This is a genomic window from Jannaschia sp. GRR-S6-38, assembly GCF_029853695.1.
Taxonomy (GTDB): Bacteria; Pseudomonadota; Alphaproteobacteria; order Rhodobacterales; family Rhodobacteraceae; genus Jannaschia; species Jannaschia ovalis.
In genome coordinates this window covers 94769-118022 of record NZ_CP122537.1, presented here as the reverse complement: position 1 = coordinate 118022, position 23254 = coordinate 94769, and the positions used below count along the sequence as shown (strand labels likewise).

Here is a 23254-nt window from a genome sequence, read left to right as displayed (position 1 = left end):
TAAGGGCGGGCGATGGCGAAGAAACCGATCAAGAACACCTCCGGCCGCGGACGGCGCGACCTGACCGTGAAGGTCAAGACCGCGCGAGGGCGCAAGCTGTCCTCGAAGCTATGGCTGGAGCGGCAGCTCAACGACCCTTACGTGCAGCGCGCGCGGGCCGAGGGCTATCGCGGCCGCGCCGCGTTCAAGATCATGGAACTCGACGACAAGTACCGCTTCCTGGTGCCCGGCGCGCGCGTCGTGGATCTGGGCTGCGCGCCAGGGGGCTGGCTGCAGGTGGCGGTGCCGCGGATCAATTCCGACGGGGCGAACCCGAAGAAGGCACAGGGCCGCATCATCGGGCTGGACTTGCAGGAGGTCGAGCCGGTGCCCGGGGCCGAGATCCACGTGCTCGATTTCATGGCCGACGGTGCGGACGACATCGTGAAGGGCTGGCTGGGCGGCGAGGCGGATGTGGTCATGTCGGACATGGCCGCCGCCTCTTCGGGGCACAAGCAGACCGACCATTTGCGGATCATCGCGCTCTGCGAAGCGGCGGCCGAGCTGGCCTTCGACGTGCTGGCGCCCGGCGGCACCTTCGTAGCCAAGGTGCTGGCCGGCGGGGCCGAGGGCGACCTGCAGAAGCGGCTGAAGTCGAACTTCGCGAAGGTGGCGAACGTCAAGCCCGGCGCGAGCCGGGCCGACAGTTCGGAGAAATTCGTCGTCGCGCAGGGCTTCCGCGGCCGGTCAGGCCAGGAGGATGGCCCCGGCGACCACGAGGATGCAGACCCAGCCTGAGACGAAGATGATCGGGCGCAGCGGCATCCGCGCCACCCCGGTGATCATCCCCGCCGCATGGGCCAGGCGCAGGGCGAAGAAGACGCCCGTCGCCCAGACCGTCGCCCCGTTCGAGATGCCCGCCGCATGCGCGATCAGCACCAACGCCAGCATCGGCAGGAACTGCTCCAGCAGGTTGAGATGGGCGCGGAAGGCGCGCCGCACCCAGGGCCGCTGCAGGTTGGGATCCATCGGCGTGCGGAACGGGTCGGTCCCGTCGGGCCAGGTGCCCGGGGCGGCGGTGTTGATGCCCACGATGTATGGAATCCACAGCGATCCGGCCAGGATCGCGGTCCAGGTCATCCACCAGAGTTCCGGGGTCATGCCGCGCCCTCCGAGAAGCGGACCGACTCGCCCGTCTCGAGCCAGGTCTTGAGCCCGGCGACCAGCCGTTCCCAGCCTTCGACATAGCCCTCGCCACCGGGCGGGATATCGTAATGCTCGATCGTCAGGCGGCAGAACTCCCCCTGCGGGTCGATCAGCCAGACGAAGCGCGAGGCCGGGATGTCGGGGGCCCATTTCGGCTCGAACGTGGCCTCGATCCGGGTCTTGGGCGTCAGGCTCCGCTCGCGGCAGACCAGCATGTCGCTGCCATCGGGCAGCTTGTAGACCAGCGCGTCGCCGTCGCGGACCGCCTCTGGGGTGAAGGGGTGGTAGTGGCGCGCCGCCTCGGCCTGGGTCAGCGCGTCCCAGAGCGCGTCCTGCGTGCAGCGGATGAACGTGCTCATCACGTAATCGGGTTTCGGTTCCATGGTGCCCTCCAGTCGAGCCTTGAGATCGAGCACCCCCCGGACGGCAGGCGCCATCTTGTAGGGTTCGATCCAGCGCCCGAGGGCTTCCGCCAGCGGGACCGCGTTGAGGTAGTGATGGGTGAAGCGCCCGCGCTTCACCCGCGTCACCAGCCCCGCCTCCTCCAAGACCTTCAGGTGCTTGGCGGTGCCGAAGCGCGACATCGGCAGCGCCGCCTCGAGCTGGGACAGCGTCTGCCCGTCTTCCCGCCGCAACGCGTCGAGAAGGTCGCGCCGCGACGGATCGGCGAGGGCCTTGAAGACCGAATCCATGGCATTCTGATAGGTGACTATCTGGTCACTTGTCAAGACATGTGACTTGCGGGTCTCATGTCATTCCTTCGGCGCCTCGTTGCCGCGGATGCGCTTCTCGCGCAGCTCGTCGGTGGCGAAATCGTCGGCGCCCTTCGCCGGCTTGTCGTATTTCGTCTTGCCGCCCTCGGGCCGGCGCGCGGCCTCGCTCTCGCCATAGGGGTTGCCCTTGTCGCCGCCGGGGCGGTGGGGGCTTTCGGGCATCGGCTGCTGGCCGTCGGGATTGTCTTTGACCATCGGGTCCTCCTTTCGCGCCCAACGCCCGGCGGGCCCCATCGGGTCCCCGGCGCTTGCAAGCCGCCGCGCCATCGGGTCCAAGCTCGCGGAACCACGAGGGAGGCGCCGATGCCCGATCACATCACCCGCGCGGGCCGCCGGCTCGCCTATCACGCCACGCCGGGGCGGGGGCCGGGCGTCGTCTTCCTGGGCGGGTTCAAGTCGGACATGCAGGGCACCAAGGCCGTCGCGCTGGAGGAGTGGGCCCGGACGGAGGGCCGGGCCTTCCTGCGGCTCGACTATTCCGGGCATGGCGAGTCGGAGGGCGCCTTTGAAGAGGGCACGATCGGCGACTGGACGGCGGATGCGCTGGCGGTGATCGACGCCGCCACGACGGGGCCGCAGGTCCTGCTCGGCTCGTCCATGGGCGGCTGGATCGCGCTTTTGATCGCGCGGGACCGGCCCGAACTGGTCGCGGGGCTGGTGACCATCGCCGCTGCGCCCGATTTCACCGAGGACGGGTTCTGGGCCGGGTTCGACGCCGATCAGCGCGCGGCGCTGGCGCGCGACGGCCGGGTCGCGCTGCCGTCGGATTACGGCGAACCCTATGTCATCACCCGTCGCCTGATCGAGGAGGGGCGCGACCGGCTGGTCCTGCGCGCGCCGCTGTCCCTGCCGGTCCCGACGCGGTTCCTGCAGGGCACGGCGGATGCCGATGTCTCGGTCGAAACCGCGCTGCGCCTGCTCGATCACGCCGAGGGGCCGGACATGCGGCTGACCTTGGTCGACGGGGCCGATCACCGCTTCTCGACCGACGACCTGCTCCGCCTGATCGAACGCAGCGTCGCCGAGGTGATCGAACGCGCCACCGCTTGACGCGCGCACGCCCCGCCTGTCCCATCCGCGCGGGGAGGACGCGACGATGACGATGCTGCTGAGGGGGCTTCTGGCGCTGGTCATGGGCCTGGGCGTGGCGCTGGCCGGGCTCTGGGCCGCGGGGCCCTATGAGCCGGTCGATACCGAGATCGCCTTCGACGCCTCCGCGATGCCCGCCGACTTGGAGGGCTGGCTGGCCGATGCCGAGGCGCAGGTTGCGGGGCTGGACCCCGAGGCGGCCAAGCGCATCCTCTGGGCCGGCGCGCCGGGCGAACGGACCGACCTGGCCCTCATCTATGTCCACGGCTTCTCGGCCACGGGGTGGGAGCTGCGGCCCGTGCCCGACCGGCTGGGCGAGATGCTGGGCGCGAATGTCTTCATCACGCGGCTGACGGGGCATGGGCGCGATGGCGCGGCGCTGGCGCAGGCCCGCGCGGGCGACTGGCTGGAGGACATGGCGGAGGCAATGGAGATCGGCCGCCGCCTGGGCGAGCGCGTGGTGGTCATGGGCACCTCGACCGGCGGCACGCTGGCCGCCATCCTCGCCGCCGATCCGGCGCTGGAGCCGCAGCGCGCGGCGCTGACCGGCCTGATCCTCGTCTCGCCCAATTTCCGCGTCGCCAACCCCGCCGGCGCGCTTCTGTCCTGGCCCGCCGCCCGCGCCTGGGTGCCGCTGGTCGCGGGCGAGACGCGCAGCTTCGCGCCCCTGAACGACCGCCATGGCCGCCATTGGACGACCGAATACCCGAGCGTCGCGCTGTTGCCGATGCAGGCCGCGCTGGACCATGCGAGGGCGCTCGATTTCGCCGCGGCGCAGGTCCCCGCGCTCTTCTGGTTCGCGCCCGCCGACGGGGTCGTCGATCACGCCGCGACCGAGTCGGTCGCGGCCGCCTGGGGCGGGCCGGCGACGGTCTCGCGGGTGACGGTGCCCGCGGGCGACGACCCGCTGGCGCATGTCATCGCGGGCGAAATCCTGAGCCCGGGGGGCACGCCGGCGGCCATCGTGGCGATGGCGGATTGGTTGCGCGGGCTCTGACGCGCGGGTTGCAATCGTATGCAAAAGCCGCTTCCGCCGGGCGGCGGGGCGGCCTATCCTGCCTGCAAGCACCGGGGAGGGCGCCATGGCCGAGCATCTGAAGACCGCGAAATCGCAGGCCGATCGCGCCGAGGCCGATGCCCGGGTCCGCGCGACGGTCGAAGAGATCCTGAAGGATATCGAGGCCCGCGGTGACGCCGCGGTGCGCGACTTGTCGGAGCGCTTCGACGGCTACGCGCCCGAGAGCTTCCGCGTGTCGCAGGGCGAGATCGACGCGCTGATCGGCGCGCTGTCGGAGCGCGAGCTGGCCGATATCCGCTTCGCGCAGGAGCAGGTGCGCAACTTCGCGCGGGTCCAGCGCGAGTCGATGCGCGACGTCGAGGTCGAGACCCTGCCCGGCGTGATCCTCGGTCACAAGAACATCCCCGTGCAATCGGTCGGCTGCTACGTGCCCGGCGGCAAGTTCCCGATGGTGGCCTCGGCCCATATGTCGGTCGCCACGGCCAGCGTCGCGGGCGTACCGCGCATCGTGGCCTGCACGCCGCCCTTCAAGGGCCGCCCCAACCCCGCCGTGATCGCCGCGATGCATCTGGGCGGCGCGCATGAGATCTACGTCATGGGCGGCATCCAGGCCGTCGGCGCGATGGCCATCGGCACCCAGACGCTGGAGCCGGTGCACATGCTGGTCGGCCCCGGCAATGCCTATGTGGCCGAGGCCAAACGGCAGCTCTTCGGGCGGGTGGGCATCGACCTCTTCGCCGGGCCGACCGAGACCATGGTGATCGCCGACGACACCGTCGATGCCGAGATGGTCGCCACCGACCTGCTGGGCCAGGCCGAGCATGGCTATGACAGCCCCGCGGTGCTTCTGACGACCTCGCGCCGGCTGGCCGAGGCGGTGCTGGTCGAGATCGACCGGCTGCTGACGATCCTGCCCACGGCCGAGACCGCCGGCGCGAGCTGGCGCGACTACGGCGAGGTGATCCTTTGCGACGACCATGACGAGATGCTGCGCCTCGCCAACGAGATCGCGTCCGAGCACGTGCAGGTCATGACCGATCGCGACGACTGGTATCTCGAGCACATGCACAGCTACGGCGCGCTGTTCCTGGGCCCGCGCACAAATGTGGCGAATGGCGACAAGGTGATCGGCACCAATCACACGCTGCCGACGCGGAAGGCGGGGCGCTATACCGGCGGGCTGTGGGTCGGCAAGTTCCTGAAGACCCACAGCTATCAGAGGATCCTGACCGACGCGGCGGCAACGATGGTCGGGGAATACGGCTCGCGGCTCTGCATGCAGGAGGGGTTCGTCGGCCATGCCGAGCAGTGCAACATCCGCGTGCGGCGCTATGGCGGGGTCAACGTGCCCTATGGCGCGGGCGCGCCGCATCGCGATGCGGCCGAGTAGGGCGCGCGGCGCGGGGGATCGACCCCCGCACCGCCCGGCGAGAGGCACCGCCTCTCGCGCTCTCCGAAGTACTTCCGGCCAGGGGAAGCGGACATGATCGCCGCGCTGACGGATTGCGATGCCGGGGGCATGCGCGCGGCGCTGCGGGCGGATTTCGCGCCGGATGCGGCGATCCACCTGTTCCACCCGCTGGGCGATCTGCGCGGCCCCGAAGCGCTGGCCTCGGCGGCGTTCGATCCGCTCTGGGCGGCGCTGCCGGATGTCGAGCGGCGGGTCGATATCGCGATCCGTGGCCGCGACGGGCACGGGCAGGACTGGCTGGGGCAGGCGGGGCACTACGCGGGGTGCTTCGCGACGCCGTTTCTCGGCATCCCGCCGACCGGCCGGCTGGCGGCGCTGCGGTTTCACGAGTTCTTCCGCATCGAGGACGGCCGCGCGGTCGAGATGCAGGCGATCTGGGACCTGCCCGACCTGATGGCGCAGGCGGGCGTCTGGCCGATGGCCCCGCCGCTGGGCGCCCCGGGCCGGGTGCCGGGGCCGATGACGCAGGACGGCACGCGGGCCGCGGGCGACGGCGCGGCGGCGAAGCGCGTGGTGGGCGCGATGCTGGATCACCTGCACCTGAGCCCGCAGGGCGAGGCCGCGATGCGCCTGCCCGATTTCTGGCACCCGCGCTGCAGCTGGTACGGGCCGGGCGGGATCGGCACGGCGCGCGGCATCCGCGGGTTTCGCGATCACCACCAGATCCCGTTCCTCGACGCCATGCCCGACCGCCGCGGACTGGTCGACCAGGGGCATTTCTTCGCGCAAGGCGATTATGTCGGCTTCACCGCCTGGCCGGGGATGGAGATGACGCTGTCGGGCGGCGGCTGGCTCGGCCTGCCCGCCACGGGGCGGCGGATCACGATGCGCTCGCTCGATTTCTGGCGCGTGGAGGACGGGTTGATCCGCGAGAACTGGGTGACGGTGGACCTGCTGGACGTGCATGCGCAGCTGGGCACCGATGTGCTGGCGCGGATGCGGGTGCTGGCCGCGCGCTAGCCGCCGCCGGGCCAGAGCGTCACCACGCCGATCAGCGCGCCCACCCAGGCCACCCAGCCCAGTGCCATCAGCCGACCGTCCTGGAACAGGATCCCCAGCCCGAAGATCACGATCGTCCCCATAGGCAGCGAGGAGGCGAAGGGGATGAGTTCGAGCGGCGGCACGGTCAGGCAGAGCGCGAGGATCGCGGCGGCGACGACGCGCTGCGCGGGCGGGTCGACGAAGAGGGTCATGTTTCGGCCGAAATGCGCATCCGCCCAGCGCGCGGCGGGCCGGAGCCGGTTCACCGCGTTCCTCAGTTTCTCCCAGGCGACGCTGCGCCGCTCCAGAAGGCCCGGCAGCCACATGTGATCGCGTCCCAGCGCGACCTGGACGGCGAGGATGGCGATGACGGTGGCGAGGAGCGTGGGCACGCCGGGGACGCCGCCGATCGGCGTCAGCTCCAGCGAGGCGGGGATGGCCATCAGCGCGCCGACCGACCGGTTGCCCAGCCGTTCGTTCACGTCGCCGATGCTGGGCTGCTCTTCCTGCTCGGCCAGGTCGTCGAGCTGGTCGAGGATGTCGGTGGCTTGCGGCATCGGCGTCTCGGCTTCTCCGGAGGGCGTCGGAACCCGAACGCGGGGCGCGCGGGCCGGGTTCAGATATCGATCCCGCGATAGCGCTTGAACGGGTGGGGGGCGAGTGGTTGACTACGTATGCACCTTTCCGGAGAGCCCATGGACCTGCCCCGCACCCCCTCGTTCCGGCTGGACGGTCGGCGCGCCTTCGTGCCCGGCGGCTCGCGCGGGATCGGGCTGGGCTGCGCGGTGGCGCTGGCCGAGGCGGGCGCCGCGGTCACGCTGGCCGCGCGCAGCGCCGCCGCCGTCGCGGAGGCCGCGGAGGCCATGCGCGAAGTCGGGCTGGAGGCGGACGGGCTGGCGCTGGACGTGACCGACCTGGCGGCGGTGGAGGCGGCGCTCGACGATCGCGCGCCCTTCGATATTCTGTGCAATTCCGCGGGGCTCGCGCGGCACACGCCCGCCCTCGACACCATGCCCGGCGATTTCGACGCGGTGACGGCGATCAACCTGCGCGCGGCCTATTTCCTGGCGCAGGGCGTGGCGAAGCGCATGACCGGGCCGGGCTCGATCATCCAGATCTCCAGCCAGATGGGCCATGTCGGCGGGCCGGAGCGGGCGGTCTATTGCGCGACCAAGCACGGGGTCGAGGGCATGACCAAGGCGATGGCGCTGGAATGGGGGCCGCGCGGCATCCGGGTGAACACGATCTGCCCGACCTTCATCCGCACGCCCTTGACCGAGCCGACCTTCGCCGACCCCGCGCGCCGCGCCTGGATCGAGGACAAGATCGCGCTGCCGCGGGTGGGCCGGGTCGAGGACATCATGGGCGCCGTGGTCTATCTGGCCTCCGAGGCCGCGGCGCTGGTCACCGGCACCGCGCTCCGGGTCGATGGCGGCTGGACGGCGGCCTGATGGGCAAGCGGGTCACATCGCTCGACGTGGCGCGGGCGGCGGGGGTCAGCCAGTCGGCGGTGAGCCGCGTCTTCTCGAAGGGTAGCTCGGTCAGCGCGGGGATGGAGGCGCGGGTCCGCGCGGCGGCCGAGACGCTGGGCTACCGGCCGAACGTGTTGGCGCGCAGCCTGATCACCGGGCGGTCGCGGATCATCGGGCTGGTGGTGGCCTATCTGGACAATGCCTTCTTCGCCGACGCGGTCGAGAAGCTGAGCCATGCGCTGCAGGCGCGGGGCTATCACCTGCTGATCTTCACCGTGGGCAATTCCGGGGCCGAGCTGGACCGCGTCGTGGGCGAGCTGATGGATTACCAGGTGGACGGGCTGATCGCGGCCTCGGTCAACCTGTCGGGCGAGCTGGTGCGGCGCTGCGCGGCGGCGGGGCTGCCGGTGGTGCTCTTCAATCGCGGGGTCGCGGGCTCGGGGCTGTCGGCGGTGACCTCGGCCAATCGGGCGGGCGGCGGGAAGGTGGCGCGGTTCCTGATGGCGGGCGGCCATCGGCGGATCGCCCATGTCTCGGGCTGGCAGGGCTCGTCCACCGGGCGCGACCGGCTGGAGGGGTTCCGCGACGCGCTGGCGGGCGAGGGCCGGGCGCTGCACGCGCTGGCCGACGGGCTCTACCGCCGCGACGCCGCCGCCGAGGCCGCCCGCGCGATGATGGCGCGGTCCGATCCGCCCGACGCGATCTTCGTGGGCAACGACCACATGGCGCTGGCGGTGATGGACCTGTTGCGCCACGACCTGGGCCTGTCGGTGCCGGAGGATGTCAGCGTGGTGGGCTATGACGACAGCGCGCCCGCGGGCTGGGCCGCCTATGACCTGACGACGGTGCGCCAGCCCGTGCGCCGCCTGGTCGAGGCCGCGGTCGCCGAGATCCTGGCGCTGATCGAGACCCCGCAGCGCCAGCCGCAGCGCATCGAGATCGAGGGCCCGCTGGTCCTGCGCGGCTCGGCGCGGATACCCGAAGGATGGACCGAATGACCGGCTACATGGACCGCTGGGCGGATATCCCCGGCTACATCATCGGCATCACCAAGGAGATCTGGGAGGATCGGGGGATCGCGACCCTCCACGACTATTACGCGCCGGACATCATCGTGCGCTCGCCCGGCTCGGTGGTCGAGGGCAACCGCAATGTGATCGGCGCGACCATGGCGACGCTGGCGGAGTTTCCGGACCGGACGCTGCTGGGCGAGGACGTGATCTGGTCGGGCGAACCGGAGACGGGGGTCCTGTCCTCGCACCGGCTGTTCAGCCAGGCCACCCATCTGGGCGACGGCGTCTATGGCCCCGCGACGGGGAAGCGGCTGACCTACCGGATCATGGCCGATTGCCATGTCGCGGGCATCCGGATCGACGACGAATGGCTGATCCGCGACCAGGGCGCGATCGCGCATCAGCTGGGCATGGCCCCGCGCGACTATGCCGCCGACCTGATCGCGCGCGAGGGCGGCCCCGAGGCCTGCATCCGGCCGCTGACGCCCGAGACCGACCGGCCCGGGCCTTACTCGGGCCGCGGCAATGACAATGAATGGGGCGCGCGGCTGGAGGAGTTGCTCACCCGGATCATGGGCGCCGACCTGCGGCTGATCGGGCAGACCTACGACCGGGCGGCGCAGCTGGAATATCCCGGCGGCCAGACCTGTCACGGCCCGGCGGAGGCCGACCGGTTCTGGATGCAGCTGCGCGCGTCCTTCCCCGACGCGGAATTCGCCGTCCATCACGTGATCGGCCGCGAGGACCCGATGATGCCGCCGCGCGCGGCGGTGCGCTGGTCGCTCTGGGGGCGGCATTCGGGCTGGGGCGGCTTCGGCGCGCCGTCGGGCGCGATGGTCTACGTGCTGGGCATCACCCATGCCGAGTTCGGACCCTGGGGGCTGCGGCGGGAATGGACGCTCTATGACGAGACGGCGATCTGGAAGCAGATCCATCTGGGCCAGGCCTGACCGGACGGCCCCGCGAGGAGGAGAGAGATCATGACCCCCGACATCGTCCGCTACGGCGAGCTTCGGCCCTGCAAGACCGCCTTCATCGACGCGCATACGCCCGGATCGGACCGCAAGGAGAACTTCACCATCATCGGCGGCGGCGTGTCGGAATCGGCCGACCAGTTCGTCCACATCACCACGCCGCACGGCTTCAACATCGGCGCGGCGGGGCAGCCGCCGAAATGCCGCAACTCGCTGCACAGCCACCGGACGGCGGAGGTGTTCTTCGTGCTGTCGGGGCGCTGGCGCTTCTTCTGGGGCCGGCATGGCGACGCGGGCGAGGTCGTGCTGGAGGAAGGCGACATCATCGACATCCCGACCGGCATCTTCCGCGGATTCGAAAATATCGGCACCGATTACGCGATGATCATGGCGATCCTGGGCGGCGACGACGCGGGCGGCGGCGTGATCTGGGCGCCGCAGGTCATCGAGGACGCGGCCGATCACGGGCTGGTGCTGGGCGCGAACGGCAAGCTCTACGACACGAAGCGCGGCGAGCGCCTGCCCGCGGGTGTGGGCCCGATGCCCAAGCTGACCGAGGCGGAGCTGGCCGACTATCCCGAGATGTCGCCGATGCAGGTCGTGGGCTGGGGCGTGCGGCGCTACTGGGACATGGTGGCGCTGGCGAAGGACAAGCCGGTCAAGGTGATCGGCGCGACCGGGATCATCCGCGACCGGCCGGGCTTCGAGGTCGATTTGATCACGCGGAGCTCGGCGACCGAGACGCGGCACCGCCACGACCGGCCTTCGGTCCTTATGCCCGCGAAGGGGCATTGGAAGCTCGTCTGGGAGGGCGGCGAGACGGTGCTGGCGCCGGGGGACACGGCCTCGGTGCCCGGCGGGCTGGATCACGCGGCCTGGCCGTCGATGGAGGGCGAGGCCGCGCTCTACCACGTCGTGGCGACGGACGACCCCGCGGGCCCCAGCGCCATCGGCTGAGGCGTCACGCGCGGGGCGGACGCTTCATCTCGGCCACCTCGGCCCGCAGGGCGCGCACCTCGGCGAGGATCATCTCGGTCTCGCCCATCAGCCCCTCGCGCTCGGCCGCGGCCTCGCGCGCGTGCTCGGATTGCATGGCGTCGACGATGACCCCGATGAAGAGGTTGAGCACGGTGAAGGCCGTGGCGAGGATGAAGGGCAGGAACACCGCCCAAGCCCAGGGATAGGCCTCCATCACCGGGCGGACGATCCCCATCGACCAGCTTTCCAGCGTCATGATCTGGAAGAGCGTGTAGGCCGACCGGCCCAGATCGCCGAACCAGTCCGGGAAGTCGGCGCCGAAGGCCTTGGTCGTCAGGACCGAGAAGATGTAGAAGATCAGGCCCAGCAACAGCACGATCGATCCCATGCCCGGCAGCGCGTCCAGAAGGCCCTGCACCACGCGTCGCATCGCCGGCACCGTCGAGATGAGTCGCAGGCCGCGCAGCACCCGGAAGGCCCGCAGCGCCGAGAGCGCCCCCGTCGTCGGGATCAGCGCGACCGCGACGATCACCGTGTCGAACCATCGCCACGGATCCCGGACGAAGCGCGTGGGCGAGGCGACGAAGCGCAGCGCCAATTCGGCCACGAAGATCATCACTACCAGGCGGTCGAAGGCTGTCAGCAGATCGCCGATCGCGGCCATCACGGGATCGACGGTCTCGAGCCCGAGGCTGATCGCATTGGCCACGATGAGCCCGATCACCGCCCGTTCGAAGAGGGGGTGATCGACAAGCGCCCTGATCCGGTCCCGCATGTCCGTTCTTCCTGTTGTCCCTCAGGGCAGATGCGGACCGGGGGGCGGGTGTTCAAGGGCGAAATGCCGGGTCGCGCGTGCCGGGTGGCCCGCATTCCTAGGGCGCGTCATCCGGATCGGGCCCGTCGGCAGCGGGATGGGTGCCGTCCCCTTGCGCGGACGACGCCCTAAGCGGTGGACGGATGGGCGATCGCCCCGGTGGCCACCCGGGCCGGACCGGATTGCCGTGCGTCAAGGCCGCCCGTTCCGATCCGTGGCAAGGCTTCGCGCAAATGGCGGAGGGCCCATGGAAAATCTCGATCTGACGATCTCGACAGATGACGCGATCGACGCGCTGGTCGCCGACCTGCGCGCAAGGGTGGCGGAGGCGCGGGCGGAGGGGCTGATCTTCGGGCTCAGCGGCGGGCTGGACAGTGCTGTCCTCGCGGCGCTGGCCGTCCGCGCCGTCGGGCCTGCGGGATGCACGGCCGTCTATATGGGGGACCGGGTGAGCGAGCCCGAACTGGACCGGAAGGCGCGCCGGGTCGCGGAGGCGCTGGGCCTCGATCTCGAACGGCGCGACATCACGGCGGATCTGGTCGGGACCGGGGTCTATCGCCCGCTCTTCCTGCGCCTGCTCCAGGTCTCGCCGCTCGTCGCGCGCCTGTCCTCGGCAAGCTATTGGCGCATCTGCCGCGAGAATCCGTTCCGCTCCAGCCTGCGGGCCGGGGGCGGAGAGAGGCTGCGCCCGTGGTACAAGCGGCTGCTCTTCGATTTCTCGATGCGCCAGGTGGATGCCGGCTTTCGCGTCCGGCATATCTTCCGGCGCACGCTTCTGGAGGAGATGGCGGCCAGCCGGAACCTGCTGCCCGTGGGGGCCGCCAACCGCTCCGAATGCGAAGTCGGTTGGTTCGTGAAGGACGGCATCGACGATTTGCCCTATCAGCCGATGACCGGCCTTCTGAAAACGCAGCTGCGGCAGCTGGCGGTGGCGCTGGACATTCCGCCCGACATCGTGGCTCAGAAGCCGTCGCCCGACATGGCCCGCGGCGTCACCGACGAGTTCGGGATCGGGCATGACTACGCGGTCATCGATACCGTCATCGACGCGCTGGATCGCGGTCTGTCGGAAGACGCGATCGCTGGCTTGGGCATCGCGCCGGCCGAGGTCGAGGACATTCGCGCGCTGATGCGCCTGTCGGCCTGGAAGCGGGGCCCGGTCCGGATCCTCCCGCCGGTCGATGGCCGCTTCGGGTCCCCGATCCGCGCGCGCGGCGCGCGGCGCCTGCCGGCCGGGGCCGCGACGGCGTCGTCCTGAGCGACACGCGGCGAGCGGCGGCCTTGGCTTGTGCGCGCGAGGGCTGCGTGGCACGCAGGCCCTGCGCGATCAGGGGAGGGCCGCCGAATGACCATCCGCACAACCCATGTCGGCTCGCTGCCGCGAACGCAGGAAACGGTGGACATGATCTTCGCCCGCGAACGCGGCGAGCCCTACGACCCGGACGCCTTCGCCGCACAGATGCGCGATGCCTGCGCCGAGACGGTGCGCCGGCAGGTCGAGGCGGGGGTGGATATCGTCTCGGACGGCGAGACGTCGAAGATCAGCTACGCCACCTATGTGAAGGATCGCTATACCGGCTTCTCGGGCGACAGTCCGCGCAACGCGCCGGCCGATCTGAAGCTGTTTCCGAGCTTCCTGAAGCGCCTGGCGGCGGATGGGGGCACGCCGAAATACGCGCGGCCGATGTGCACGGGCGAGGTCCGCTCGAAGGGGCAGGGCGAGTTGCAGGCCGATATCGCCAACCTGAAATCCGCGATGGCCGCGCATGGCGCGACCGAGGGCTTCATGAACGCGGCCAGCCCCGGCGTCATCAGCCTGTTCCTGCAGAACGACCATTACCCGACGCGCGACGCCTATCTGGCCGCGCTGTCGGACGCGATGGCCGCGGAATACCGCACGATCGTGGATGCCGGCCTCTATCTGCAGCTCGACTGCCCCGACCTCGCGCTGTCGCGGCACATGCTGTTCCAGGACCTGAGCGACGCGGAATTCGTCAAGATCGCCGAAAGCCATGTCGCGGCGCTGAATGCCGCGCTGTCGGGCATCGATCCGAGCCGGGTGCGGGTGCATATCTGCTGGGGCAATTACGAGGGGCCGCATGTCTGCGACATCCCGATGGACGCGGTCTTCGCGACCTTCCTGAAGGTCGCCGCCTCGCAGCTTCTGTTCGAGACGTCGAACCCGCGCCACGCGCATGAATGGCAGGTCTGGCGCGACCGCGCCGCCGAGATCCCCGACGACAAGGTGCTGGTGCCGGGCGTCGTCGACACCACGACGAATTTCGTCGAACATCCGGAGGTCGTGGCCGAGCGGCTGGAGCGTTTCGCCCGTATCGTCGGCCCCGAGCGCGTCATCGCGGGCAGCGATTGCGGCTTCGGCACCTTCGCGGGGTTCGGCGCAGTCGATCCCGATATCGCCTATGCCAAGCTCGCCGCCATGGCGGAAGGCGCCCGGCTGGCGAGCGCGCGCGTCTAAGCGCGCGGCGCGCCGCCCCCAAGCCCTAGCGCCTCAGCGGCGGATGCTGCGGCGGTTCTGGCGGCCCTGGACGGTGATCGTCCGGATCCCGGCGAGGTCCTGGTCACTGATGAAGGTGCCGGCGAGCACTTCGCGCGAGGGCTGGGTGCCGGCGGGCTTGGGCTCGATCGGCGGAAGGATGCGGAATTCCAGGAGCAGCGTGCCCGGCGCTTCGGTGGGCAGGCGGACGAGCTGGGCCTCCCAGAAGCCCTGGGTCGGCGGCAGGCCCACGGTCGAGATGATCGCGCCGCCCGGCATCGGCGCCGCCGAGAGCGAGACGACCTGATCCACGACCGGCCGCGTCGGCACGGCGGCGGCGGCCTCGATCCGCTCGGAGCTGTCGCGGCCGAACCAGTTCAGCGGATTGAGCCGCGTCTGGCCAAGTCCGCAGCCCACAAGTGCCAGCAGCGCGGCCGCCGCGGCGATCCGTCCCGTCCATCCCATACCGTCCCTCCGTCTCTTGCCCGAAGGGGCTAGCCCAAACGTCGCGCTTTGGGAAGCGGGCTGGACCTCGGCGGGCGGCGCGCCTACCTGCGGGACAGGCGAATGGAGGATGGCGATGGCACAGGAACGTTTCGAGGAGCTGGTCGAGACCTTCGCGTTCCTCGACGACTGGGAAGACCGCTATCGCCACGTGATCGACATGGGCAAGGCGATGCCGCCGCTGCCCGACGCGCTGAAGGTGCCGGCGACCAAGGTCGACGGCTGCGCCAGCCAGGTCTGGCTGCATCCGCGGATCGAGGGGCAGGGCGCGCAGGCGCAGTTCGATTTCGAGGGCGAGTCGGATGCGATGATCGTGCGCGGCCTGATCGCGATCCTGCACGAGCTCTATGCCGGGCTGTCGCTTCAGGAGGTGCTGGAGGTCGATGCCGCGGCCGAGCTGGGGCGTCTGGGCCTGAACGACCATCTGTCGTCGCAGCGGTCGAACGGGTTGCGCGCGATGGTGGAGCGCATCCGCTCGGTCGCCGCGGCCAAGGCGGCCTGAGGGCGGCGCCCCCGAACAAAAAAAGAGCCGGGCACGAGGCCCGGCCAAGTCCAACAGGGAGGTGAAGCACGCTTTCGCGTCCTTCGATTGCCCAGATAGTTTGCGCTTTGCCCTCGGACAAGGCAGAACCTGAACCGATCGGTGCAAACCAGCTATGCGCCCCGCGCATGACTGTCAGGTCGGGTTTTCCTGCCGGGCCTTGCGGTAGGCCACGACCTCCTCGACCACGAAATCGCGGAACGCCTCGATGCGGCGCGAGCCGCGCAGCTCCTCCGGGAAGGCCAGGAAGACCGGAACCTCGTTGGATTCGACCGAAGGCAGCACCCGGACGAGGTTGGGAAAATCCTGGCTGAGATAATCGGGCAGGACGCCGATGCCGAGATCGCTCAGCACGCCCTGCAGCACCCCGAAATAGTTGTTCACCATTAGCGTGCGCCCCAGCTCGTAGGCCATCAGCTCGCGCACCAGCGTGGCGCCGGCGCTGACCTGCGTGGCGCCGGTGCTCTGGCAGATGAGGCGGTGCTTGGCGAGGTCGTGCAGCGTCTCGGGCTTGCCGTTCGCGGCGATGTAGGCGGGCGTCGCGAAGAGCTGCATGCGGATGTCCATCAGCCGCTTGCGGACCAGGTCCGCCTGGCTGGGCTCCTTCATGCGGATGGCGACATCGGCCTCGCGCATGGGCAGGTCCAGGACCCGCTCCTCGAGCATCAGGTCGAGGTTGAGGTCGGGGAAGCGCTCGTAGAGCTTGGGGAGGCGCGGCGCGAGCCAGATCGAGCCGAACCCGATCGTGGTGGTCACGCGCAGGTTGCCGAACACCTCCTCCTCCGCGTCGCGGATCCGCGCGGCGGCCGCTTCCAGGCGCTTGGTCATGTGCTGCGTCGCGTCGAAGAGCAGCTCGCCCTGCTCGGTCAGGATCAGCCCGCGGGCGTGGCGGTGGAAGAGCGTGGTGTCGAGGCTTTCCTCCAGCGCGCGAATCTGCCGGCTGACCGCGGATTGAGACAGGAGCAGCACTTCGCCCGCATGGGTCAGCGACCCCGCGTCGGCGACGGCATGAAAGATACGAAGCTTGTCCCAGTCCACCGGCGTCCCTCATGTTTGGAAAGGCTTTGGCACATTCGGCGTCACAAGATAAGCTTGGGCGGCGCACAAAGATTCCGCTTTATGGGTCAATATTTGTGACCTATAATCGTTGCGGGAGGAACGACCATGCGCCACGACGTCTCTCTTTCGGACCGCTACGACCTGACGAAGGATACCGTCCTGCTGAACGGCACGCAGGCGCTCGTCCGTCTGATGCTGATGCAGAAGGAGCGGGACCGCCGGGCCGGGCTCAACACGGCCGGCTACTGCACCGGCTATCGCGGCTCGCCCTTGGGCGGGGTCGACCTGAATATGGCGAAGGCCCGCAAGGTGCTGGAGCCCAACGACATCACCTTCCAGCCGGGTCTGAACGAGGACCTGGCCGCGACCGCGCTCTGGGGCAGCCAGCAGGCGGAGCTGCGCGGCGAGGGCAAGTTCGACGGGGTGTTCGGCCTCTGGTACGGCAAGGGCCCCGGCGTCGACCGTTCCGGCGACGTGATGCGGCATGCGAACATGGCCGGCACCTCGAAGCATGGCGGCGTGCTGATGGCGATGGGCGACGACCACACGGGCGAGTCCTCGACCACCTGTCACCAGTCCGACTGGGCGCTGGTCGACGTGCACATGCCGGTGCTGTCGCCCGCGGGCGTGCAGGAGATCCTGGATTTCGGCCTCTACGGCTGGGCGCTGTCGCGCTACGCGGGGGTCTGGGTCGGGCTGAAGACGATGAAGGACACGGTCGAGGTCACCAGCGTGGTCGACGGCCGTCCCGACCGGCTGAGCTTCATCACGCCCGAGTTCGACCTGCCCGAGGGCGGCGTCAATATCCGCCTCAACGATCACTGGATCCCGCAGGAGGACCGGCTGTTGGGCTACAAGCGCTGGGCGGCCGAGGCCTTCGCCCACGCCAACGGCATCGACAAGCGCATGCATGGCAAGCCCGGCGCCAAGATCGGCTTCGTCGCGGCGGGCAAGAACTGGCTGGATCTCGTGCACGCGATGAACCTGCTGGGGCTCGACGCGGCCGAATGCGAGCGGCTGGGCATCACCACCTACAAGGTCGGGCAGACCTGGCCGATGGACATGCGCGGCCTGCATGACTGGGCCGAGGGGCTGGAGCTGATCGTCTGCGTCGAGGAAAAGCGCAAGCTGATCGAGGTGCAGGTCAAGGAGGCGATCTTCGACGACCGCCGCGGGCGCCGCGTCTACGGCTATCGCAAGTCCAGCGCCGGGCCGATCCTCTTCCCGCAGGCCTATGCGCTCGACCCCGCCGACATCGCGCTGAAGCTGGGCGGCATCCTGAAGGAGGAAGGCCGCGGCACCGACCGGATCGAGGCGGGCCTGGCCCGCGTGACCGAGGCCAAGCGCGCCGACAACGCCCCCGAGATCGCCACCCGCACGCCCTGGTACTGCTCGGGCTGTCCGCACAACACCTCGACCAAGGTGCCCGAAGGTTCGCGCGCGGGTGCGGGCATCGGCTGCCATGTCATGGCGCTCTGGATGGACCGCAACACCGAGGGCTACACCCATATGGGCGCCGAAGGCGTCAACTGGGTGGGCGAAAGCCAGTTCTCGACCCGCGAGCACGTGTTCCAGAACCTGGGCGAGGGCACCTACAACCATTCCGGTATCCTGGCGATCCGCGCCGCGCTCGCCGCGAACACCACCATCACCTACAAGATCCTCTACAACGACGCCGTCGCCATGACCGGCGGCCAGCACAACGAGGGCGACCTGCAGCCCGAGCAGATCGCGCGCGAGCTGCAGGCGATGGGCGTGAAGACCATCGCCGTGGTCTACGACGAGAAGGAGGGCGTCGACCGCTCGCTCTTCCCGTCCGGGCTGGACTGGCATGAACGGGCCGAGATGCCGCAGGTGCAGGCGGCGATGACCCAGGTGAAGGGGGTCAGCGCGATCCTCTACATCCAGACCTGCGCCGCCGAGAAGCGCCGCCGCCGCAAGCGCGGCCAGTTCCCCGATCCCGACCGCCGCATCTTCATCAACACCGATGTCTGCGAGGGCTGCGGCGATTGCGGGGTGCAGTCGAACTGCGTGAGCCTGGTGCCGGTCGAGACGGCCTTCGGGACCAAGCGCGCGGTCGACCAGTCGACCTGCAACAAGGACTATTCCTGCGTGAACGGCTTCTGCCCGTCCTTCGTGTCGGTCGAGGGGGCCGAGCTGAAGAAACGCGCGACGACCGAGATCGACACGGGCCACCTGGCCCAGCCTGAGCTGCCGGTGATCGACCATACTTGGAACACCGTCATCACCGGCGTGGGAGGCACCGGCGTGATGACCATCGGCGCGGTGATGGCTATGGCCGCGCATCTGGACGGCAAGGGCGCCGGTCTGATGGAGATGGCGGGCCTGGCACAGAAGGGCGGGGCCGTCGCGCTGCATTGCCGGCTGGGCGAGACGCCCGACGACATCTCGGCCATCCGCGTCGCGCTGGGCGAGGCCGACGCGCTGATCGGCGGCGACCTGGTGGTCAGCGCGGGAGCGAAGACCCTGGCGCTGACGACGACGGGCCGCACTGGCGCGGTGGTCAACGCCCACGAGATCGTCACCGGCGATTTCACCGGCAACCCCGATTTCAAGCTGCCCGCCGACCAGCTGACGCTGTCGCTTAAGGCGCGCCTGCGGGACGGGCTGACGATGTTCGACGCCTCCGCGCTGGCCGAGGCGACGCTGGGCGACACGATCTTCTCGAACATGATGATCCTGGGCGCGGCCTGGCAAAAGGGCCTGGTGCCGCTCAGCCACGAAGCGATCCACCGCGCGATCGAGCTGAACGGCGCGGCGGTCGAGCGCAACCAGCGCGCCTTCGAGCTGGGCCGCTGGGCGGTGCTGAACCCCGAGGAGGTGACGCGTGTCCTGGCGCCGAGCGTGGTCGCGCTGCCCGAGACGCCCGAGCGGGCCGAGGCGCTGCGCGCGGCGCACCTGCGCGCCTACCAGTCCAAGCGCTATGCCCGCCGCTATACCGAGCGGCTGGAAACGATCGCCGACCCGGCGGTCCGGGACGCGGTCGCGAAGGGCTATCACAAGCTTCTGGCCTACAAGGACGAGTACGAGGTCGCGCGCCTCCTGACGGAGACGCGCGCCAAGGCCCGCGCCGCCTTCGACGGCGATCTGAAGCTGACCTATCACCTGGCCCCGCCCTTCCTGTCGAAGCCGGGTCCCGACGGCCGCCCGCAGAAGCGATCCTTCGGCCAGTGGATCGAGCGGTTCTATCCGCTGCTCGCGCGCGGCAAGGTCCTGCGCGGCACGCCGCTCGACCCGTTCGGCCGCACCGCCGAGCGTCGCATGGAGCGCGCGCTGATCGCGGAATACGAGCGCGATCTCGACGCGGTGCTGCCGCTGGTGACCGACCGGACGCGCGAGGCCGTGGTGGCGCTCGCCGAACTGCCGCTGAGCATCCGCGGCTTCGGGCCGGTCAAGGACGCCAATGCCCGGAAGGCCGCCAAGCGCCGCGAGGACTTGCTGGCCGCCATCCGGGCCGGCGGGCCGAACCTGGCGCAGGCGGCGGAATAGCGCCGCGCCTCAGCGCTTGCGGATGGTGAAGGCGTGGCCGTCGACGCCGACGAATTCATGCCCGGCCTCGGCGCAGAAATGCGGCACGTCGACATGGGCGGCGGGATCGTCGGCATGAAGGATGACGAGCGCGCCCGCGGGCAGCGACCCCATCCGCTTGCGCAGCCGCAGGACGGGGAGCGGGCAGAGAAGTCCCAGCGCGTCGATCTCCAGATCCGCCATCATCATGGTCCTTAATTTCGCCGCGGGCATCTGCCAGTATCGCGCAAGGCAGGACAAGGCATGACGACCCGATGACGCAGACCGTTCGGCGCCGCAAGGTGCTCTATGTTCCGGGCTACGACCCGTTCCACCCGCGCCGCTACCGGGAGCTCTATCGCAGCGAGGGTGCGAAACAGGCGGCGATCTCGGGCTATGCGATCTCGCAGGAGAAGGGCGACGGTCTCTGCGCCTGGCGCGTCCGCAGCGAAATGGACGGGGCGGTGACCGAGGCCGAGATCGAGGTGCTCGTCTGGTCGGATATCGTCGCCGAGAGCATGGAGGCGACGATCCCCGCGACCTATGCCCAACTCGTCCGCACGGCCTGGGCCTATATCGGCTCGGGCGCGCTGTTTCGCCTGATGCGGCTGCGGCAGGGGCCGGTGCTGGCCGCGCTCTATCCGATCGCCGTGCTGCTAGGGCAGCTTCTGGTGGCGGCCGGGATCGGCGCCCTGGTGATCTGCGCGCTGGTCCAGGCCCTGACCTGGGCCGTCGCGGGCCCGATCTGGGATTTCGCGGTGACGATCGGCGTTGTCTCCGGGCTGGCGGGCCTCGGCGTCGCCTGGGCCCTGCTGCGCTGGTTCAAGCGGCTCGATGGCCGGATCTTCGCCTACTACCTGATGCATGATTTCGCCTTCACCGCGCGGTGGGACGGCGCCTATCCGCCCCGGCTCGAGGCGCGGCTGGCGGAGTTCGGCGACAGGATCGCCGCGGCACTGGCCTCGGAGGTGGACGAGGTGCTGGTCGTGGGCCATTCCTCGGGGGCGCATCTGGCGATCTCGGTTCTGGCCGACATGATCCGGGCGGGGCGGGTGCCGGCCGGCAAATGCGCCTTCCTGAGCCTCGGGCATGTCGTTCCGATGGTCAGTTTCCTGCCGCAGGCCAATCGGTTGCGCGCCGATCTTCACGTCATGGGCGGGCAGGACCGGATCGCCTGGCTGGACGTGACGGCGCCCGGCGACGGCTGCGCCTTCGCGCTCTGCGACCCGGTCGCCGTCTCGGGCGTCGCGCCTGAGACGCAGACCGGCCCTCTGGTGATCTCGGCGGCCTTCACCCAGACGCTGAGCCTCGCGGCGCAGGCGGCGCTGAAGCGGCGCTATTTCCGGCTGCATTTCCAGTATCTCTGCGCCTTCGACCGGCCCGGCGATTACGACTATTTCCGCATCACCGCCGGGCCCCTGACGCTGGGCCAGCGGTTCGCGGGCCGCGCGCCCAGCCCCTCGCGCCTGACGGCGCCGGTGAACGGCTTCACGGCGATGGCCGCGTGATCCCGCCCAAGCCGTCGGCGCGGGCGGGGACGGTCGGGCTTCTGGCCTATGCGCGCGCCTTTCGGGCCGACATCCTCTCGGCCCAGCCCGCGCGGCTCTACCGGGCCTGGATGGCCGAGTTCCGGACGCCGTTCTTCCGCAGCTACATGATGAACGACCCGGCGCTGATCGATCTCGTGCTGCTGCAGCGGCCCGACGACTTTCCGAAATCCGACCGGGTGCGCGAGGGGCTGGCGCCGCTTCTCGGGCGGTCCGTCTTTGTCACGAACGGCGCCGAGTGGAAGCGACAGCGCCGGATCATCGATCCGGCCTTCGCGGGCGGGCGGCTACGCGACGCGTTTCCGGGGATGCTGGACGCCGCCGCGGCGATGGTCGCGCGGCAGGAGGACGGGGAGCACGAAGTCGAGCGGCTGGCGAGCTATGCGGCCGCGGACGTGATCTTCCGGACGCTCTTCTCGGTCCCGATCGAGGACCGCCTCGCGGCGCAGGTCTTCGCCGAGTTCCGCGCCTACCAGCGGAGCCAGCCGCTCCTGAACCTCGCCGCGCTGGTGCCGCTGCCGCGCTGGCTGCCGCGCCCGCACCGGCGCGGGACGCTGGCCGCCGCGCGGTCGATCCGGGCGGCCATCGCGGCCCTGGTCGAGCGGCGCGGGGCCCAGATCGCGGCGGGGACGGCGCCCGACGACCTGGCGACCAAGATCATGACCTTCGCCGACCCGGAGACGGGCCACCGCTTCTCGCCCGGGGAAATGGTGGACCAGGTCGCGATCTTCTTCCTCGCGGGCCACGAGACCAGCGCCTCGGCGCTGGCCTGGGCGCTCTACCTGCTCGCCACCCATCCAGACGCGCAGGACCGCGTCGCGGCGGAGGCGGCGCGCGACTGGGATGGCATGGCGATCGGCGATCTGTCCCGGCTGCCCTTCACGCGCGATGTTTTCCGCGAGACGCTGCGGCTCTATCCGCCCGTGCCGATGATGGTGCGGCAGACCACGCGGCCCGAGAGTTTCCGCGACCGGGCCGCGCCGAAGGGCGCGCAGGTGGTGCTGAGCCCCTGGCACCTGCACCGCCACGAGCGGCTGTGGGACGACCCCGACGGGTTTGACCCCGACAGGTGGGGCCGGGCGGCGACGGCCGAGAGCGCGCGGCGCGCCTATATGCCGTTCAGCGCCGGGCCGCGGGTCTGCACCGGCGCGGGCTTCGCGATGGCCGAGGGCGTGGTGCTGCTGGCGCGCATGATCGCCGCATTTCGGGTCGCGCCGGTAGGCCCGCCGCCGGTGCCGGTCGCGCATCTGACGGTGCGGGCGCGCGACGGCATCCGGCTGCGCTTCGCCCGCCGCTGAGCGCCGTCAGTCGGTGCCGCGATAGGGCTGCACATATTGCAGCGCCATATCCCAGGGAAAGAAGATCCAGGTGTCCTGGCTGACCCCGGTGATGAAGGTGTCGACCATCGGCTCGCCCTTGGGCTTGGCGTAGACGGTGGCGAAATGCGCCTTGGGATAGAGCTTGCGGACGACTTCCAGCGTCTTGCCCGAGTCGACGAGGTCGTCGATCACCAGAACGCCCGTGCCGTCGCCGACCATGCTCTCCTCGGGCTTCGACAGGACCTGCGCCTCGCCCTGGGTCTGGTGGTCGTAGGACTTGACCGAAATCGTGTCGACCAGCCGGATGTCCAACTCGCGCGCGACGATCATGGCCGGCGCCATGCCGCCGCGGGTGATGGCCACGATCGCGCGCCAGCCGCCATCGTCGGGGCCGCGCCCGTCCAGGCGCCAGGCCAGGGCGCGGCTGTCGCGATGGATTTGGTCCCAGCTGATGTGAAAGCCTTTTTCATGGGGCAGTTTTTCGGACATGGAAG

24 protein-coding genes are annotated in these 23254 nt (G+C 70.2%); 15 read left to right on the top strand and 9 right to left on the bottom strand.

What is annotated here, in order from left to right; translation table 11 throughout:
• Window positions 1-12: 12 nt before the first annotated feature.
• On the top strand, window positions 13-777 hold the full coding sequence (locus P8627_RS00555; protein WP_279965535.1) for an RlmE family RNA methyltransferase: 765 nt from the start codon (window positions 13-15) through the stop codon (window positions 775-777).
• Here P8627_RS00555 and P8627_RS00550 read toward each other — a convergent pair.
• Genes P8627_RS00550 through P8627_RS00540 form a run of 3 tightly spaced genes read right to left on the bottom strand, consistent with a single transcriptional unit; the run spans window position 727 to window position 2153 of the window.
• A complete protein-coding gene (locus P8627_RS00550) occupies window positions 727-1140 on the bottom strand; it encodes an MAPEG family protein (protein ID WP_279965534.1) in 414 nt (137 codons plus the stop codon). The genes P8627_RS00555 and P8627_RS00550 overlap by 51 nt on opposite strands.
• Window positions 1137-1877 (bottom strand): ArsR/SmtB family transcription factor, encoded by a 741-nt coding sequence (locus P8627_RS00545; protein WP_279965533.1) that lies wholly within the window; start codon window positions 1875-1877, stop codon window positions 1137-1139. The genes P8627_RS00550 and P8627_RS00545 overlap by 4 nt, the downstream gene beginning before the upstream one ends.
• A 60-nt stretch (window positions 1878-1937) precedes the next feature.
• A complete protein-coding gene (locus P8627_RS00540; protein ID WP_279965532.1) occupies window positions 1938-2153 on the bottom strand; it encodes a hypothetical protein in 216 nt (71 codons plus the stop codon).
• 108 nt (window positions 2154-2261) lie between these two features.
• Here P8627_RS00540 and P8627_RS00535 point away from each other — a divergent pair, with 108 nt between their 5' ends.
• From P8627_RS00535 to P8627_RS00520, 4 genes are all read left to right on the top strand, one after another.
• Window positions 2262-3008: an alpha/beta hydrolase gene (locus P8627_RS00535; protein WP_279965531.1), complete on the top strand. Its 747-nt coding sequence runs from the start codon at window positions 2262-2264 to the stop codon at window positions 3006-3008.
• Window positions 3009-3054: 46 nt separating this feature from the next.
• Window positions 3055-4044 carry an alpha/beta hydrolase gene (locus P8627_RS00530; protein ID WP_279965530.1) on the top strand — a complete coding sequence of 330 codons (990 nt, stop codon included), beginning with the start codon at window positions 3055-3057 and terminating at the stop codon, window positions 4042-4044.
• Window positions 4045-4129: 85 nt separating this feature from the next.
• The gene (hisD, locus tag P8627_RS00525) at window positions 4130-5455 is read left to right on the top strand and encodes a histidinol dehydrogenase (RefSeq protein WP_279965529.1); all 1326 of its coding nucleotides are present in this window, start codon (window positions 4130-4132) and stop codon (window positions 5453-5455) included.
• 93 nt (window positions 5456-5548) lie between these two features.
• On the top strand, window positions 5549-6496 hold the full coding sequence (locus tag P8627_RS00520) for an ester cyclase (RefSeq protein ID WP_279965528.1): 948 nt from the start codon (window positions 5549-5551) through the stop codon (window positions 6494-6496).
• Here the strand turns inward: P8627_RS00520 and P8627_RS00515 are convergent.
• Entirely contained in the window at window positions 6493-7074 is a 582-nt protein-coding gene (locus tag P8627_RS00515) for an exopolysaccharide biosynthesis protein (protein ID WP_279965527.1), read from the bottom strand. The two genes, P8627_RS00520 and P8627_RS00515, sit on opposite strands and share 4 nt — an antisense overlap.
• A 138-nt stretch (window positions 7075-7212) precedes the next feature.
• On the opposite strand from P8627_RS00515, the gene P8627_RS00510 reads away from it, so the two are divergent.
• The 4 genes from P8627_RS00510 to P8627_RS00495 are packed head-to-tail and all read left to right on the top strand — an operon-like array spanning window position 7213 to window position 10933.
• On the top strand, window positions 7213-7968 hold the full coding sequence (locus P8627_RS00510) for an SDR family NAD(P)-dependent oxidoreductase (RefSeq protein ID WP_279965526.1): 756 nt from the start codon (window positions 7213-7215) through the stop codon (window positions 7966-7968).
• Window positions 7965-8987, top strand: coding sequence for a LacI family DNA-binding transcriptional regulator (locus tag P8627_RS00505; protein ID WP_279967515.1), 1023 nt, complete (start codon window positions 7965-7967; stop codon window positions 8985-8987). Before P8627_RS00510 ends, P8627_RS00505 begins: the two co-directional genes overlap by 4 nt.
• Entirely contained in the window at window positions 8984-9952 is a 969-nt protein-coding gene (locus P8627_RS00500; protein WP_279965525.1) for a nuclear transport factor 2 family protein, read from the top strand. The genes P8627_RS00505 and P8627_RS00500 overlap by 4 nt, the downstream gene beginning before the upstream one ends.
• 30 nt (window positions 9953-9982) lie before the next feature.
• The gene (locus P8627_RS00495; RefSeq protein ID WP_279965524.1) at window positions 9983-10933 is read left to right on the top strand and encodes a cupin domain-containing protein; all 951 of its coding nucleotides are present in this window, start codon (window positions 9983-9985) and stop codon (window positions 10931-10933) included.
• Between the two features lie 4 nt (window positions 10934-10937).
• On the opposite strand, the gene P8627_RS00490 is transcribed toward P8627_RS00495, so the two are convergent.
• Window positions 10938-11729 carry an ion transporter gene (locus tag P8627_RS00490; protein WP_279965523.1) on the bottom strand — a complete coding sequence of 264 codons (792 nt, stop codon included), beginning with the start codon at window positions 11727-11729 and terminating at the stop codon, window positions 10938-10940.
• Between the two features lie 286 nt (window positions 11730-12015).
• Here P8627_RS00490 and nadE point away from each other — a divergent pair, with 286 nt between their 5' ends.
• Together nadE and P8627_RS00480 are read left to right on the top strand one after the other, a co-directional pair.
• Window positions 12016-13026, top strand: coding sequence for an NAD(+) synthase (gene nadE, locus P8627_RS00485; protein WP_279965522.1), 1011 nt, complete (start codon window positions 12016-12018; stop codon window positions 13024-13026).
• Between the two features lie 87 nt (window positions 13027-13113).
• Window positions 13114-14244, top strand: a complete 1131-nt coding sequence (locus P8627_RS00480) for a cobalamin-independent methionine synthase II family protein (protein WP_279965521.1) — start codon at window positions 13114-13116, stop codon at window positions 14242-14244.
• A gap of 33 nt (window positions 14245-14277) precedes the next feature.
• Here P8627_RS00480 and P8627_RS00475 read toward each other — a convergent pair whose 3' ends face one another.
• A complete protein-coding gene (locus tag P8627_RS00475; protein ID WP_279965520.1) occupies window positions 14278-14727 on the bottom strand; it encodes a hypothetical protein in 450 nt (149 codons plus the stop codon).
• A gap of 115 nt (window positions 14728-14842) precedes the next feature.
• On the opposite strand from P8627_RS00475, the gene P8627_RS00470 reads away from it, so the two are divergent.
• Window positions 14843-15268, top strand: coding sequence for a SufE family protein (locus tag P8627_RS00470; RefSeq protein WP_279965519.1), 426 nt, complete (start codon window positions 14843-14845; stop codon window positions 15266-15268).
• A 174-nt stretch (window positions 15269-15442) separates the two neighbouring features.
• Here P8627_RS00470 and P8627_RS00465 read toward each other — a convergent pair whose 3' ends face one another.
• Window positions 15443-16345: a LysR family transcriptional regulator gene (locus P8627_RS00465; RefSeq protein ID WP_279965518.1), complete on the bottom strand. Its 903-nt coding sequence runs from the start codon at window positions 16343-16345 to the stop codon at window positions 15443-15445.
• Between the two features lie 126 nt (window positions 16346-16471).
• On the opposite strand from P8627_RS00465, the gene P8627_RS00460 reads away from it, so the two are divergent.
• Window positions 16472-19876 (top strand): indolepyruvate ferredoxin oxidoreductase family protein, encoded by a 3405-nt coding sequence (locus tag P8627_RS00460; RefSeq protein ID WP_279965517.1) that lies wholly within the window; start codon window positions 16472-16474, stop codon window positions 19874-19876.
• Window positions 19877-19885: 9 nt separating this feature from the next.
• On the opposite strand, the gene P8627_RS00455 is transcribed toward P8627_RS00460, so the two are convergent.
• Entirely contained in the window at window positions 19886-20128 is a 243-nt protein-coding gene (locus tag P8627_RS00455) for a sulfurtransferase TusA family protein (protein WP_407932955.1), read from the bottom strand.
• A 41-nt stretch (window positions 20129-20169) separates the two neighbouring features.
• Between P8627_RS00455 and P8627_RS00450 the strand changes: the two genes are divergently transcribed.
• On the top strand, window positions 20170-21402 hold the full coding sequence (locus tag P8627_RS00450; protein ID WP_279965516.1) for a hypothetical protein: 1233 nt from the start codon (window positions 20170-20172) through the stop codon (window positions 21400-21402).
• Complete coding sequence (locus P8627_RS00445; RefSeq protein ID WP_279965515.1) at window positions 21399-22739, top strand: cytochrome P450; 1341 nt, start codon at window positions 21399-21401, stop codon at window positions 22737-22739. The genes P8627_RS00450 and P8627_RS00445 overlap by 4 nt, the downstream gene beginning before the upstream one ends.
• Before the next feature lie 6 nt (window positions 22740-22745).
• Here P8627_RS00445 and gpt read toward each other — a convergent pair whose 3' ends face one another.
• The gene (gene gpt, locus P8627_RS00440) at window positions 22746-23249 is read right to left on the bottom strand and encodes a xanthine phosphoribosyltransferase (protein ID WP_279965514.1); all 504 of its coding nucleotides are present in this window, start codon (window positions 23247-23249) and stop codon (window positions 22746-22748) included.
• Window positions 23250-23254 lie beyond the last annotated feature (5 nt).